The sequence below is a fragment of the [Clostridium] innocuum genome (assembly GCA_012317185.1).
Classification (GTDB): Bacteria; Bacillota_I; Bacilli_A; order Erysipelotrichales; family Erysipelotrichaceae; genus Clostridium_AQ; species Clostridium_AQ innocuum.
This window is the reverse complement of sequence record CP048838.1, coordinates 3,885,592-3,901,836: the sequence shown is the minus strand read 5'-3', so window position 1 is coordinate 3,901,836 and position 16,245 is coordinate 3,885,592. Positions and strand designations below refer to the sequence as shown.

Annotated in this window: 10 protein-coding genes; 4 read left to right on the top strand and 6 right to left on the bottom strand. The window is 44.3% G+C overall.

Annotation, left to right across the window (positions count from 1 at the left end):
• Positions 1-265: 265 nt before the first annotated feature.
• Both G4D54_19065 and dat read right to left on the bottom strand, forming a co-directional pair.
• Positions 266-2,692 (bottom strand): PRD domain-containing protein, encoded by a 2,427-nt coding sequence (locus G4D54_19065; protein ID QJA04373.1) that lies wholly within the window; start codon positions 2,690-2,692, stop codon positions 266-268.
• A gap of 64 nt (positions 2,693-2,756) precedes the next feature.
• Positions 2,757-3,614, bottom strand: coding sequence for a D-amino-acid transaminase (gene dat / locus G4D54_19060; protein QJA04372.1), 858 nt, complete (start codon positions 3,612-3,614; stop codon positions 2,757-2,759).
• Positions 3,615-4,058: 444 nt separating this feature from the next.
• Between dat and G4D54_19055 the strand changes: the two genes are divergently transcribed.
• Both G4D54_19055 and G4D54_19050 read left to right on the top strand, forming a co-directional pair.
• Complete coding sequence (locus G4D54_19055; protein ID QJA04371.1) at positions 4,059-4,904, top strand: DegV family protein; 846 nt, start codon at positions 4,059-4,061, stop codon at positions 4,902-4,904.
• A gap of 1 nt (position 4,905) precedes the next feature.
• A complete protein-coding gene (locus G4D54_19050; protein ID QJA04370.1) occupies positions 4,906-5,709 on the top strand; it encodes a helix-turn-helix transcriptional regulator in 804 nt (267 codons plus the stop codon).
• Positions 5,710-6,236: 527 nt separating this feature from the next.
• On the opposite strand, the gene G4D54_19045 is transcribed toward G4D54_19050, so the two are convergent.
• A complete protein-coding gene (locus G4D54_19045) occupies positions 6,237-7,916 on the bottom strand; it encodes a plasmid pRiA4b ORF-3 family protein (protein ID QJA04369.1) in 1,680 nt (559 codons plus the stop codon).
• A 492-nt stretch (positions 7,917-8,408) separates the two neighbouring features.
• On the opposite strand from G4D54_19045, the gene G4D54_19040 reads away from it, so the two are divergent.
• Positions 8,409-8,861, top strand: a complete 453-nt coding sequence (locus G4D54_19040) for a nucleoside 2-deoxyribosyltransferase (protein QJA04368.1) — start codon at positions 8,409-8,411, stop codon at positions 8,859-8,861.
• A gap of 232 nt (positions 8,862-9,093) precedes the next feature.
• Here G4D54_19040 and G4D54_19035 read toward each other — a convergent pair whose 3' ends face one another.
• A complete protein-coding gene (locus tag G4D54_19035; GenBank protein QJA04367.1) occupies positions 9,094-10,827 on the bottom strand; it encodes a GNAT family N-acetyltransferase in 1,734 nt (577 codons plus the stop codon).
• Between the two features lie 837 nt (positions 10,828-11,664).
• On the opposite strand from G4D54_19035, the gene G4D54_19030 reads away from it, so the two are divergent.
• Positions 11,665-13,062, top strand: a complete 1,398-nt coding sequence (locus G4D54_19030; protein QJA05241.1) for a hypothetical protein — start codon at positions 11,665-11,667, stop codon at positions 13,060-13,062.
• A gap of 647 nt (positions 13,063-13,709) precedes the next feature.
• Here the strand turns inward: G4D54_19030 and G4D54_19025 are convergent.
• Positions 13,710-14,075 carry a lactoylglutathione lyase gene (locus tag G4D54_19025; protein ID QJA04366.1) on the bottom strand — a complete coding sequence of 122 codons (366 nt, stop codon included), beginning with the start codon at positions 14,073-14,075 and terminating at the stop codon, positions 13,710-13,712.
• 138 nt (positions 14,076-14,213) lie between these two features.
• Positions 14,214-16,181, bottom strand: a complete 1,968-nt coding sequence (locus tag G4D54_19020; GenBank protein ID QJA04365.1) for a penicillin-binding transpeptidase domain-containing protein — start codon at positions 16,179-16,181, stop codon at positions 14,214-14,216.
• Between the last annotated feature and the right edge of the window lie 64 nt (positions 16,182-16,245).

Sequence of the window (16,245 nt, the reverse complement as noted above, 5' to 3'; positions counted from 1 at the left end):
TGCCTATACGGTATTAAGGTTAAGAATCAAGCAGAAGCGGTCTGCAGTACCTGCAATAAGGAAACATTTATCATGTGTTGGTAGTAATAAAAAACGTATTTAAAACATGATGATACGAACAGAAATAGAAGATAAAAGGCTGACTTTTCAGGATCAGCCTTTTACTGGTGCTTATCAGGAATCGCCTTAGAATGATCTATGATAGTTGATATCGAAACAATAAGTGCATTGCGATATGAGATGATTATGATGGCTTTGCCTGGTATCAATCAATGCCTGTCCTACATTCCTCCTGTTCACAACCATTGATAAGATCAACAAAAATTTCAGAAAGTCGTGCAATTTCACTGGATGGAATGCTGATGCCGAATACATCATTCACCAGCTCCATGTTGCGGTCAATGGAAGTATAAACCTCACGGTTTGTGGAAATGATACTGTTTGTATTTTTATAGATCAACGGTTCTCTACGAATTACACGCTCAATCATAAACGCACTGTGGAAAATAAAACGGATGGATATTTCATCAGTATAATTTAGTCCGAGATCCTCATAAATTTTCATCAATACTCGAAACAATGCCATTGTAGCTTTCTTCGGATTCAGGAATACAAGAGATTCTGATAGAATTTTGTCCGCTACATCATCCAGCGTTTTCTGTATCTCAATACCATAGCCTGTCGAATCGCTCTGCGGTATCTGCAGGGCGGTTCCATAGTCATAATTCCGTATATCCTCCAGCTGTATAGATGGATTGTTCACCATATTCATCACCTGAATCAGAAGCGGCAGTGAGGTTGGGGAAAGCGTTACCGTTTCGATATCTGTCCTGCTGCGAATTTCGGAATCAAAATCAAGCAGAGGATTAAAATCGGTAATGATGACAACACCGCTTCCCTCATCAATTTCCCTTACCTTATCCACAACGGTACTGAGAAAGGCTGTCAGATTTCTTGTGGATGCTGTACCAGTTTCATCGATGTACCGGCATTTCACCTGATACTTCATAGTATTTACATGGGTGGCATATTTTTCAGCAATTCCCTCACCCTGACAGGCAACCAAAACAGCGATGCTGCCCTTTATGTGATGCTCTCTGGAATACAACAGATAACAATACATGAACAACTGCTCCATATCCGGAAGCTTTCTATCAAAGGTTTGTTTTAATGCTTCACATATTTCCTCACAAAGCAATTGTATAGCAGTATCCTGCATATCCATATCGGGGACGAACGCGGTGGAATAGGAGTGATGCTTCAATATGGAAAATAGATTGTTTATACGTATGCACAGCTTATCCAGCTGCTTTTCCTGTATTGTGAAGGCATGTTTATCCAAAACCTGCTGTATGCAGTCCCGTATCTTCTGTAATGACAGTGAATACAGCTGATTGATTTCCAGCTTTGCGGCATTGCGCAGCTCCTGCTTACAGTATTCGGACAGTCTTGGCTCCCGGTGTGTGAATGCCTGCAGGATACCATCCTCCTGAATACAGCTGTGCAGCAGCTTTTGCAGGGGAATACATTCTGTCTCCGGAATCAGAAAGTGATTTTTTTCCTGCAGTGTGGAGGTAATGCTTTCTATGATGGGAAGTATATCGGATACATTGCGGATACTGGCAAGCAGTTCATCTGAGAGATGCTGATAATCAATAGTGATAAAGGTTTCCTGCTGTTGTGAGGATTGTATGTATGCATAGGAAAGGGCGTGTCGCAGTTCCTGCATCAGATTCTGTAGATTCCCCGGATAGCATGCAGTCGCAAAGCAATTTAGAATGGAGGAGGATAGAGAAATCGTCTTACCGATTGCATCTGCTTCATTTTGCATAAAATACAACACAAACTCATACTTTTCCTTTAATGTTCTGCTATTCAAATCAGGGAGCTCATATACCTTCTGAAACAGCTTTTGCAGCTGTAGAAAGTGTTCATTCATTGCAGTCACGGCAAGAAATAGCAGGTTCAGCTCATTGCTCTCTGCCATTCGCTGATAAAAGCGGAGCAAGGTTTCCATCGTCGTAATGCTTGCAGGGAGTTCCGTGAGTGCATCCAGGTTTTCAAACAGGATGATGTTGCTTTTTTCCTGATCAAGGCTTGTATCGATTCGCTGCATAATGTCAGAAATTGTCAGCTTTCCTAACGCGATTGCTGCGCAGTCAATATGAAGTAGCTGCTCTGTATCAATTTTCAGATATTGCATGATACAGCGTAATAGATGATGCTTTCCGCTTTTGTGCGGACCGCAGATCATGATGGAGCGCATGGTCTGTGGATAGGTGAGAAAGACCTTGATGTCCTCAATGATGGGATACATACTCTCCCGAATGGAATGCCCAATGCAACTGGTAAATGCTTCCTTCGCTGTTTCCTGAGAGAGTACAAGCGAGTGCTCCAGATAAGTGGCAAGCTCTTCATTTTTAGGTATGAGCGCTGGTATATAGGAATTGGGATAGCGCTTCAGCAGTGTTTTACGGTGCAGATAAAAGGTGGGGCGTCCCTGTATTTTGATAAGAATATTTTCCCGCCACAGATCATTCAGCATACGACTGACATTAGCACGGTCAAGATTCAGATCGAGACTGATGGTAAAGGCGTCGGTATTGATACCAGTATATTCTTTATTCGCAATAGCGATGGATGTGATTTCTGCAATATGCTGCAGAAGCTGACTTCTTCTTGATTTTTTCATAAACCCTCCTGATGGAAAAAAGGAAGAAACATTGCTTCGTTTCTTCCCCGTAGTGATTACATACTTACAGTTTACCACATTTCTCTTCAATTAGGGATTTGTAGAGCATTTGGATTTTTTTGGTTATTTCACCGCGTGCACCATTCCCGATAATGATATCATTGACTTTGATAACAGGAACAATTTCACTGTTGGTATCGGTTACCATGACCTCATCCGCATGCAGCAGCTCTTCCTCGCTAAATTCCTTTTCCCATACCGGAATATTGTGCTGATGGAGAAGCTCGATGATCAGCTGTTTCGTAATACCCGGAAGAATTTTTCCGCCATTGGGATGAGTAAGAACTATGCCGTCCTTTACGATGAAGATATTGCCGGACTTTTCCTCTGTAACGATATTGTCACGCACCATGATTGCCTTGCTGACACCTTTTTTTTGTGCTGCATGCTTGGCCAGACAGTTTGGCAGCAGATTCAGTGACTTCACATTACACATAAGAGAACGGCGATCCTCCACTGTTATCGCATCAGCCCCCTTGACCATCTTTTCTTCACTGCGTGTACTGCTTTGCGCAAAACCGCAGAATACCGGCTGCTGCTCCTCATACATGGAGAATCCATGATTGCGCAGCGTTCCATCACCACGTGTTACCTGCAGGTAAATATACCCGTTTTCGATGTGATTCTGTTCTACAAGTCCTCTACAGAATGCAGCGATTTCATCCTTTGTATGCCGTAAATTTAATTCGATAAAGGCAGCGCTGTTTATCAATCTGTCGATATGCTCATCCAGTGCGAATAGCACACCATTGTAAACATGTGTTACCTCGTAGATACCATCTCCAAACTGATACCCGCGATCATGCAGATCGATGTGGATATCCTCCTTGTCCACAAAGGAACCCTTCCATAAATATTTCATGTTGCTTCACTATCAGATATAAGGAATATCTGTACTCCTTTCCACCACAGATAATAAAACACTTTGATCGAACGTGATTGCTATCTCACGTACATATCATAAGACAAGCGAGAGTGATTGTCAAAATGACAGAAAAATACACAGTGGTCATGAGTGTGCAGTAGAACAAGCTGCAGGAAAAGACGATAACAGAAGAATTCGCCAAAGTGTGTATGTATGAAAGCAGTAAAGTACACAGAAGAATTGTGTCGAAACAAATGAACAGCATTCGGTGTGTGATAATTTCTTATAGAAACTACACGATTTCATGAAATATTTAGTTAAGAAGCTTATATGCTTTCTCTTTCACAGACCAAAACAAACTTTAATTTTCATTTCCGAGTAATTTGGTGTAAAATAGGAGTGTGTTATGAATAAGTAAGTTTATGAAAGAGGTGTCAGGATATGAAAACAGCAATATTAACGGACAGCGGAAGTGCTATGACGATTCAGCAGGCACAGGAGCATGGGATATTCCTTCTACCATTACAGGTAATTGATGAAGAACACTCATATCAGGATGGTGTGGATATCAGTACGGAAGAATTATATGAAGCTTTGCGTAAACAGCATACTCCGAAAACGAGTATGCCGGTGGGCAGTGTTATCGAGGCTACACTACGTACAATCAAGGAACAGGGCTATGAAGAAATCGTATCGGTTCCCTTATCATCCGGTCTTTCATCGACCTTCAACACCATTCAGGTAATGGCAAGAGAGATTGGTATACCAGTCATTCATATTGAGGATTTTACAACCTGTGATCTGCAGGGACATGAAGCACTGCTGGCAAAACGATATGCAGATGAAGGAAAAAGCGGTGCCGAAATTAGTGAGCTTTTGAGTAAGCTGATCAGGACGAGCGGAACATTGATTCTGCCGAATGATATTCAGCATCTGAAACGGGGAGGCCGTTTGACACCGCTGGCAGCCGCAGCAGCTAGTCTTTTGAAAATCAAGCCTGTGCTTATTATCGATCCTTCCACGCAGGGAAAAATCGACGTATTGGAAAAGGTGCGTACAGAGAAAAAGGCAGCTACTCATGCTGTGGATACGATTAGTGAAAAGCTGGCAGGCAGGGAAGGCTATGTGTATGTGATTCACTCCGGCTGTCTGGAAAAAGCGGAGGATATCCGCAGACAGCTGTTGGAGAGAAACAGCCGCCTAGAAATCAGAATCAATACCATCAGTGCCGTAATTGCGGCGCATACGGGTCTGGACTGTATCGCAATACAGTATATTGAAAAATAGTATGAAGCTGAAGCAGGATATTCAGGATTGTCTGTGGAAAACGGATACGCATACGTATCTGTTGCCGCACCCCCTGCTGCGACCATATATTGCACACTATACGATTTGTCACAGCCACTACATGATAACCGAGCAGCTGCATCTGGTTCCGGATATCAGCGGCTGTATTGTCATGAATATGAAGCAGGATAGCAGTCTGGATTTGGAATACTGGGGACCGACAACCAGAATGGTGACCGTCTGGAAAAAGGAGGGTGAGGATCAGGTTCAGTATTTTGTGGAATTTCGTCCCTCAGGCTCCCATGCGTTATTCTTGGCAGACCAATATCCGTATCGTGATATGCGCATCGAGCTGAAGCAGGTGAATCACCGATGTCATGCGTTGATTATGGAAGCCTATGACAAGGCGGAAGGGGAAGCGTCCTTTTTTCAGCAGCTCGATACCATTTTTCTCTCCATGATGAACAAACAGGATGATGCAATGGCAGCTCTTATGCAGGGACTTTCCGGTAAGGCGCGTATCGCCGATGTAATGGATAGCTTCGGCTACAGCCGCCGGCATCTGCAGCGTCTGGTGCAGCAGCGCCTTGGCTGCAGTATGAAAACCATACAGAAAATACAGCGCATCAATCAGGCTGTTAGTCTTTTGAAGGAACAAAAGCTTACTTTGACTGCCATTGCCCAGCAGTGCGGCTTTTATGATCAGGCACATTTCATTCATGATTTTCGTGAAATCTGTAATGTGACCCCACAGCAATATCAAAAGCAGCTGCAGGATTACTATAATGAGAGCTTCAAGTTTTAAACAATTCTCAAACAGATGATGACATGCAAATGCCGGTTGGAAGCTGAGCGCGAGCATGAAAAAAGTGCTTATGGAATGCGCATTTGAACATCGGTGTGTTCCTTCTTCTCTTTCTTCAATGCCTTATCTTGAACAATATTTGCAGTCACAGCGTAGGAAAGCAAACATGAGGTGTCTTATTATCTTATAGGAACAGCAAAGCAAGCACTCTGATTATGAACCCTTGCTTAAAGATGGAAAAGATACAGCTCATGCATAGCAAAAAGGATCAGATTCATCGTTTTCTTTTCATAAAAGCGATGGAATTGATCCTTTTATGTAATCTTTATGATAACCAAATGGATAAGTCTCTTGTGACTATTGTATGTCTTTCAACACTCTGAAAGATACCTTATGCATTGCATAAGAAGAGCAGGCGCCGTATGCTATGTATACAGCTTTCCGTTTTTACTGTTTTGTTCTTATCAAAAGGCTTGGCTTCATTTCTTCTGTTCTCGACAATCACAGGACTTCTGCGTACAGAATACTCAGGCATCGAAGTGCTTTTTTGCTTTTAATTTCGGCAGCGGGCTGTCATGCTCACTGTCCAGTCCGTATTTGTCCATGTACTGCTCAATCATTTGACTGAAGCCTTCCAGCTGGTGTTCATCGAGCTGATCGAGAAACTGATAAAATTCCTCCTCACTCATACCTGCCAGCGTATTCAGCATTTCAAAGTCGTGGTGCAGGTCCTCCTCCATCATGAGCTTTTGTGCCTCACTCATAAAGTCTTCAATACGCAGCTTTATTGATAAATCCTCACATAGTCCGCTGAGCATCTGTGCCATATTATCATTATTAACGATGAGTGTGGTAATCCTTCCATACTCTTCCATAAATCCGCAGAGTAAGGATACGACACTTCTGCTCATCTCCTCAAAACCGCGATAGCTCTCATCATCCAGCGGTATTTTCAGCTGATAATCTTCATTTTCAAGAGTCAGATACAGGGGCAGGCGGATATCTGCTACTGTTTCTAACAAATCCGCAATCAGATCGACCTGCAGCTCCCTGATCGTTTTTTTCTTCCTGTTCAGCAGAGCAGCCTGATCCGGTTGCAAATGCAGTGTGATGTTTTCATTCAGCATTCGGATTTCCGGATAACTGATATCCAGCGTGCCATCCTTTTTCCATATACCCGACAGCATTCGCCCCTCGTTGTAATCCGGCAGGTTGCGGTGGCCGCAGGACTGCAGGATATCCAGAAAATCGTGCAGGTCATTCGCAATTTCATAAGCCGCCTCATCATCCGGATCCATAGGAAGATAGCCTGTCTGCATGATTTTGACAATACAGGTTCCATCCTCGCTTACCCAGCCATCTCCCCTTTGAAAGCCCTGATCCAGACAGATGATGCTTACACCGTTGGCATACAGATTATAGCCGGGCAGCTCAGGTGTACTTTCCACGCCGCGCATATAATCCGTCTCATTCTCGTACAGCTGCATATTATAACCTTCCTCATACTGAGCGATTACAAGCACCTTTTTTGTTTCCTGATCATCTGCTGTTATCAGACTCATACCGCAAAGCTCCATCTTGTCCAGCTGGTTGATGAATGCGGCAAGTGCTTCATTAAGAACCATTCCGGCTTCCGGACTCAATGTGAAATACATATCCTCCTGCGTGATGGAGGCAAGATCCTCCCTCACCATTTCCTCATCAAAGGGAATATGCTGCATTTCCAGCCAGTTTTTCATTTTCTCATGCTCTTCGTTTGTTTCATCTGCCGCTTTCGCAACGATTTCCTGATAGCCGTCCACATTTCCGGCATCCTCCGCAAGATTATCCTGCTTCCATTTCAGAAGCTTTATCTGGGACAGTGCCTCCTCATTCTGCTTTTCAACCAGAATGACATGTTCCCAGTTATCTCCATAATCGTAGGTATATACAAGCTTCATCTTTTCTTTCAGATAGGTATGCAGCGGGGTATCCATATCCTTAAAAACCGTATCTCTTTCAAATTCAAAGGCTTCTCCATCATCGCACAGGATCTTCACATGCTCCCGGGCAATTTCAAAATCGTATAAATGATAATCCATCCATCCAAATAAATATTGAATCGCCTCATGCAGATTTCGGAATGTCATATCTGCCGGAATCCAGATACGGCGCCACACGGGAGGCGATGTACCCTTCAGGGTGATTTTCAGCTGATAGCCTTTCATACAATACCACCTTCCTTTGAATTATTGTATCATGTTTCTTATAGGTTTTATGCAATTTGCGCACTTTTTTACATATGCTGATGAAAAAATATACAGGATATACATAGGAAGTCCAAAAGAAACATATTTTCTGCAAAATAGAGTCCTGAACACTGCTGAACTGCCGGGTTTTCCACACGTGTAAAAGGAAGGAGACGGCGTCCGTGCGGAAAATCCAGGCAGTAGGTCATGACCTGTATATAGTATAAAAAAAGCAGGAGGAATAAGCAACTGCGCATATTTGCCATATACTTTTTAGAAGAAAGCAGCTGACAGCGGTACAGCTAACATAAAACAGCACAATACACAAAAAAAGGCAGATAGTGGAATGCTATGAGCAATTTTATAGCAGTTATGAGGCGGCAGTCACGCAGAAAACAGGAAGGTGTTTTCGTTTACGGACAGCTGCATCCTATAGTATAATGCAGTTTGAAAAGATGAGGAGTGATGCAGATGTTAAAGGTTTATGTAGCAGGGTCGCTGTTTAATGAGGCAGAGGTTGCCCAGCGTAAAGCGGAAGGGGTCATGTTACGAAGAGAATTTCCAGAGCTGGATATTTTCAATCCGATCGATCAGCCGTTTAACGAAAACAAGCAATCCCTGCCGACACCGGAAATGATTTATGAGGGAGATACACAGGCTGTGGAAGCGTGTGATATCTTCATAGCGGATTTGACAAATGAGGATGCCGGTGTCATGGTGGAGCTGGGAATCGCAATCAAATCGGATACGAGAATTATTATCGGTATCAACAGTGATATCCGTCTGCAGTCTGCCAACTGCTATGCGGTACCGACGATGGGGATGAATCATTATGTTCTGGGTGCAATCCTGAAGCACGGATATTTTGTGCGTAGCTTTGCGGAGGCTGTGGAAAAGCTGAAAGAGCTATTAAAGGAAGCGTAAGAAAATCAGACTGTAAGCAAAAAAATAGGAAATCCCTTTCCATGCCGTATAAAGGCTGGCTTGAGATTTCCTTTTTCTTCAGATGAACAGCAATTCTGCTGTTTTTTCAAAAGCTTATGTAATTATGTGCACAGATTGTCCGGCTTCCTGCACTGCTGGCTTCCGGCAGGCACAGTGTCAGATCGAGGAGATAAGTCATTCTGCATTCATAATAAGGGCATAGGCAGCTTATTTACAATTCCTCCCGAATAAACAGGCAATCCTGTGGAAATGTCTGCTTCCCAAGCTGTTTTACCATCATACAGGTTTCCGGCTTCCTGCGGCCCTCCACCTGTGCCTCTGTATCCAGATCGACATAAACCGTTTTTTCTTCCTGTGCCAAATACCGCATCATATGCTGCAGGGCTTCCTCATCCGCATAGATGCACTCACGAATATGGAGCTCCTGTGCTGATTCCTCCTGTACGATGTATCCCCTTGGCTGGTTATCCTCCCAATAGACGAGGATTTTCTGATTCCAGATTGCCGCATTGGGAAGAAACTGATTCTTATAATATGCCAGATCACGTCGCCGCCAGCCGTTTTTCTGTTCACAGAAGTGCAGATACATGGTTAAGAGATCCTGTGCATCCTCTACCTGCTTCCATGTGCCGCCGTCGGCAGCGTCACTCTGTTTTTTCAGCTTCCAGCGAACCCGTTGATACTGCTCAATAAATCCGAAGCTCTTGTACAAATCCCAGTTATAAGCCTGCAGTAATACAAACGGAGCCTTCCCTTGTACCGTCTTTAAGGCATACCGCAGCAGCATCCCCATATAGCCACAGCCTTCATACTCCGGATTGGTGGCGACTCCTACAATAAACGGTACACGGACATCCTTTCCATCCAGAACGATTGTCATGGGGCGAAGCTGCAGCATGCAGATCAGCTCCTCCTCACTGACCAGCAGAAGGCAGTTTTCCTCACGGTAGAGGCGCTCAAAATAAAACTGGGTGCTTTCTGCCGTTTCCTCCTGAAACTGCTGTTCCCACAGGGAGCGGATTTTCCTTGTCCAGGCAGCATCTGCCTGCTGGATTTTCAGCGCCTGATGTACGCTTCCGAATTTCTGAATTTTACATACCGGCTGCATATCCGTCTTTGCCTTTCGCAGCTTGGGCAGTCCCATATCATCCTCGCGGTTGACATACACGATGTCCTCCTCCAGTGTTTCCAGATACAGCTTTAGAATTGCGATATACAGACCGCGAATTTCACGATTCGCTTTTTCCACATGAATCTGAATCATATCCTTCGACAGCCGTGATGCAATGTTAAATGCTTCCAGTCTGCCGTCAATATAGATACAGCCGCCCTCGATCGGAAGCTCCTTTATATGCTCCAGCAAAAGATGAATTCCGGTATCCTCGGCGGATATGCTGTCATCCACATCCTTGAAGGACTGCCAGTAGCGCAGAAAGGCATAGACATCCTCTCTGGTGCTTTCATCAAGCTGCCGGTAAACAAAGCGTCCTTCATACTGCTTTAAAAAGGCGTGGAAGTGATTTCTGCGCTTTTGCATTTTTTTACCGGACAATGTTTCCTGCTGCCTGCGGTCATATACATAATCTCTTGCGTCATAGCAGTCCCATATAAGGAATTCCATCGGATAGGTGTCCACCAGCCAGTTTTTAAATTCTTTGGTCATGGAATGAATTTCAAAGGCGATTCCATGCTTCTGAGAATAGGTGCGGATCGCATGAACAGCCTCAAAACGATGATCCCTTGTGCAATATGGCATCAGCCAGACCGGTTCACGGTGCGGCATGCAGGTATAGGCGATGGCATAGTTGGGATAAGTTTCAAAATAGACCTCATACATGCTGGTCCACATCAGCATTGTCATGGTATTGGAATTGTATTCATGATAATCGGCAAGTGCAATATACGGCTGCAGCTCCTGCCAGTTTTCCAGTGTTAGTTTTTTCATAGAACCTCGCTTTTCCTGTACATTATAGGACCAGAACACTAAATTTTCAAGATGTTTGCACAAGGAATGTTTACCTGTCTGTTCTTCGGTGATACAGCCGCACGGCAATGATTCGAAAGAATCCATCTCTTCTTATGATGAAGCGGATTTTTCAGGATATGCATGCAGACGTACTTTATATTGGCAAAACGTGACTTCTGTGTGATAAATTGTTCAAGATTTGTTCAAGAAATGGCGTGCCGTATCGCTATTATTCTTCTGAGATATTATGATATATATAGAATTTTATCAGGGTATGTAGCATTTAAACATTCACATGGGGAACTGTGATGTCAAAAGCGTCATTGTTTTTCTAAGAGAGGAGAAACCATGTATGAGGGCTTTTATGAAAAGAGTAGCGGATATGCGATGGCGGCCGGTATGCTGCTGAGTACGATGTCACTGCTTCATGCAAATGACAATCCGCTAGGCGGATGAGGGGGGCAAAAGGCACAACGTAGGAACAGGAGCATTCAGGGTACTCTAAAGGCGGAAGAAGACATGAGCGCAAGGCATCCATCCGGGTGGAAAATGATAAAAGGGCTGTGACACCAAATGAAAAAACGAATGCCGCTGCACCGAATACAGCAGCTGCGACTTCCGCAGGAATGCTGCTTTGCGCATTTACGGTTTCCGCTGCCGGTATTGCAGTTCTATATAAATAAAGAAGAGCGCTGAGCAGACCGTAGCTTCATACAACACCTGATACGGAAAACAGATGCGATCAGACAGCGAGTAGCTGTCGGAAAGGACAAGGATATGAAAAGAAGATTGTTGGAAAGAACAGGAGCATCCTGTATGGCGCTGGCCATGCTGTTCATGATGAGCGGGGGTGTAAGCATCCATGCGGATGAAGTGAGTGCCGAAACACCACTTACAGCACAGGAGAAAGCAGCACCTGCGGCATCACTGGACACAACGGCATTAAAAAATGCGGACGCAGCCTTAAAGACAGAAACCGATGGTAAGCTTACCCTGACTGTCAGGGCGAAGGACGGATATTACTTTACGGACAGTCCGCTTGCTCGTAGCGATAACAGCAACGTAACAATACGAAGGGAAAGTGATAGTACCGCCATGGTTTATAACTATGACGTCTCTATATACGGCGATGTCACTGATTCCTACACGATTTCAGTGAAGGGGGAAGCAGTCGTACTGACTTCTTCCAAATTGATTCTGAATACTGATAACTTAAAAAATGCAACTGCCACGTTGGAAAAAAATGAAGGTGTCACCCCACTGGATAATGTAATTCTTACGCTGAATGCAGATGAGAAAACAGCATTTGAATCCGTGCCGTATGCTGTCATCGATGGTGAAAAGCGTATCATGAGATCATTTGCCGATGAGAAAACGATGTATACTCTCAGTATCATGAATATTCATAAAGACACCACGATTGAGGTTTATGGTACAGCAGCTTCTACCGAGGCAAGAGGAACGCTGGATAGGATCAAAGTTACCGGTTATGTAAATGAAGAAATTGCAAGCTACAGCACGATTACGTTGACAAATGCAGCCTTCCATAAACTGGCAAAGGGCAGCGATATTTCCTCCTGGTTTTACTCTTTACCAAAAGGAATGCGGGTGATTGCAGCGGATGGAGTAGCAAAAGGTGATACGAGAATGCAAATAAAATTCTGTGGAAAACCGACGGAATTGAGCAATGCTTCCATTGATATCATGATAGAAGATCAATACATCACCAATTCCAATAACGGAATCCTGAAGGTTGATCCTGCCGGCAGTACATGGCTTATCCAAGCTAGAACGAAAACACCTGTGATCACGAAAGGAAACCAAACCTATATCATGGGAAGCAATAAGCCCCTGGAGCTGATCTGTTCCGGAGAGCTGAGAGATCTGTATGGTATTTTTATCAACGGCAGTGCACTCAGTAGTGATTACTATACACTCACATCCGGAAGCACGGTGTTAACCCTGAAGCCGGAGTATCTGAATACGCTGGAAAAGGGAAGCTACACGGTACGTTTTACGTATCATGACGGAAATTATGCAGAAACAAAGTTTACCGTAGGTGATAAGAAGCAGGAAGCATCCACGCAAACGAATCAGGAGGAAGCGCCGAATACAGCGGATGCGACTTCCACGGGTCTGCTGCTGGTTACCTTATTGACATCCGGTGCAGGTATGGCGGCAGTATCCGCAAAAAGAAAAAGAGCACGACAGTAGATACTCATGCAAAATGAAAATTTGTAGAAAAGTGCTTTGCAAATGACACACCATATGATATGGAAATGATCATACATGCATACACTCTTTCAGGAACTGAAAGCAGGTATACAGTGCTACCGGCAAAATGCTTATGTTTGCAGAGGGCTCTGCCTACACAGCCCTTTAAAAACCTGGCAACAGAAAAATGATCCGGTGTCAGCTGATCTGCGCTGCTTCCATTTATGAAAGCAAAGAGTAAGCTTCACGTTCACTGTACAAAGAATCGCACTATCTAAAAAGCTGAATCCGATACAGGACTCAGCTTTTTCATATGGACATTATGCAGACGTTGTATTCGTAAGCCTGGCTTTTACAGCATCCTACGTATCGAATTCCAGAAGATAGACTGCCGCATCCTCCATCTGCAATTCTGTATGAAAAGGGGTAAACTCCTAAAATGTTATGGTTTTTATGAACTTTTTCTTTTTTAAAGGATACCTCTATGATGAAAGGAAGAAATATCGCCTGTCTGTGTCAATAAAAGAGCGATCACCGTGCGGTTCTGTTCAGGGGATTCACTGAAAAACAACCGGGAATTCATCGATAACTGCATATAAAAACACCTGCAAAAAAATGCAGATGTTTACGTATAGCCAAACAAGTTCCTATGCCGGAACAACCTCCAGCCAGTAGTCATCCGGATCATGAATAAAATAAATTCCCATCTCTTTGTTCTCAAAGCAGATACAGCCCATCTCCTCATGCAGTCTGTGTGCTGCTTCAAAATCATCTGTTGCAAAAGCGATATGACTCTCATTCTCGCCCAGCTCATAGGGCTGCGGATGATTTTTGAGCCAGGTCAGCTCAATCTGAAAGCTGCCGGTATCATCCTGCAAATAACAAAGCGTGAAGCTTCCATCCTCCGCCTCCAGCTTTCTGGCAACCTGCAGTCCCAGTGCCTGCTCATAAAAGGCGATGCTTCTGTTCAAATCCGTTACATTGATATTACAGTGTACAATGCGAAATGCCATATTTCCACCTCCGTCTACCTCTGTATTATACCGTGTTCTTTCAGGAATGAACAGAGTAGTGCCAAAAAACAATGCTGTAGTCATAAGCTTCTGCAAGTACAAAAAGGTATCCGGTCAACACCGGATACCTTACACGTACTATTTAACCTCGTTTAAAATACTCTGCACCTTCGGTATGACATAATGGCTTTCACCAATATCCTTGGTATCATCAATCATAACGGTAACCGCTATGTTATCATTGACTGCACTCAGCCAGCCGATTTCCTGTTCCCCGTGATTCACCTGTGCAGTACCGGTTTTCCCGGCTGCTTTGGTAGGGTTATCCCCATATCCGGACATGGAAGCCTGCAGGTCTTCAAACACTGTTTTCGCAGTAGCTGCGCTGTACGCGTTCTTCACCATGGTTTTTGCTTTTCCATCCTCATATACCAGATATGGCTGCAGGATGCTGCCGTCATTGACATAGGCGGTATACAGGGCCGTCAGATGAAGCGGGGATACCAGCAGATCACCCTGTCCATAGCCGGTTGCCGCAAGCTTCTGTGCATTCTCCAGTTCATCCCCATACGTGGACTTCGCAACTGTGAACGGAAAATCCATCTGCTTGCGGAATCCGATTTTATCGAGATAGCTGGTGTATGTCTCTGCACCGATCTTATCCGCTACCTGTGCAAAGAAGATATTATCGGAATAGATATAGGCGTTTTTCAGATTGCTTGGCTCTGCATAGGACTGCGTCGTCGTTACATAATTCTTTCCCCAGCTGGAATCCTTCTGCCATTTGTCTGTTTTTATAAAGGTGGTTTCCGCTGTGATCGTCTTGGAATCCAGAGCGATGGCTCCGGTAATCGCCTTAAAGGTAGAACCCGGACAATAGGTGGAAACAAAGCGATTCAACAGCGGCTTCTGCTTGTTGCTGTTCAGGGAGTCCCATGTTTTGCTATCCATGCCCATTGCGAAATCATTGGGATCATAAGCCGGTGTACTGACCATTGCCAGAACCTCACCGGTATGGGAATTTATGATTACCGCACTTCCTGCATCCTTCTTCAGCTGATTGTATGCGGAGCGCTGTGCTTCGATATCAATGGTCGTACGAATATCCTGACCGTTTCTGGCCTTCTGTTCGGCAACGGTATCCTTCAGATCACCATTTTCATCCACAATAATGATCTTACAGCCGCTGACTGCCCTCAGCTTGCTTTCATAAATACTTTCCAGACCGCTCTTACCGATGATACTGGTTGCGGTATAGCCTTCCTTCTTATGCTTTTCCAAATCCTCAGCGGTGACATTCTGCACATATCCGGTGATATGCGCTGTCATTTCGCCATACGGATACACGCGTCCGGTGGTTTCCTGTACAAAGGCACCGTCAATTTTTCGAAGCTCCTCAATGATTTCCGCACGCTTCGCTGTTGTGATGGTTTTGATTGGTACAAACATATCATCCTGTACCCAGGAGGCTGACAGTGCTTTTTTGATACTGTCCTCACTGACATCCAGAACTCTGGCCATGGCAGAAACCGTGTCCGCCTCATTTCCCAGCTTTCCTGCTATCAGGCCAACCTGAAATACACTTCCCTGCTGTGCCAGTGCTTTTCCGTTCCGGTCAAGAATCGATCCTCTTTCCCCCTCGGTAACGGACACATTCACCTTATCCGAATCATGCAGCTGCGGAAATATCTGCGTGCTGTCCCATACAATACGGTAATCACCGTCTTCCTTAACCACCGTCGCCTTATTGTCAAAATCAATGGTTCCGGCTGCACTCTTCATACGAACATGATAGCTGATTTCGCTTCCGTCATCCCCTGTATCCGAACTGTCTTTGATTTCCATCGAGAAATCAGATGCGTCGATCCCCTCATAAATATTTTTGTTTCGCGTAATAAAATCTTCTTCCTTCCATTTCTTTTTCGCGTCGCTGCTGATCAGGGAATACATTTCCTTGTATTTGCCTTCTTTCAAAAGATCAGTATAGGAAAGCAATACGGACTCCGGCTTTGAACCGCCGCTGAATAAGAAATACGCCGCAACCGCAACGATTGCAACTGCCGCAACGATACCGGCGATCCCCCAGAGTTTCTTTTTATCTGTCATAAAGCAAGCACCTCCTCATTTTATGTTTCTATTTTACCATGGTCAGGTAAGCATTTCCATGCCG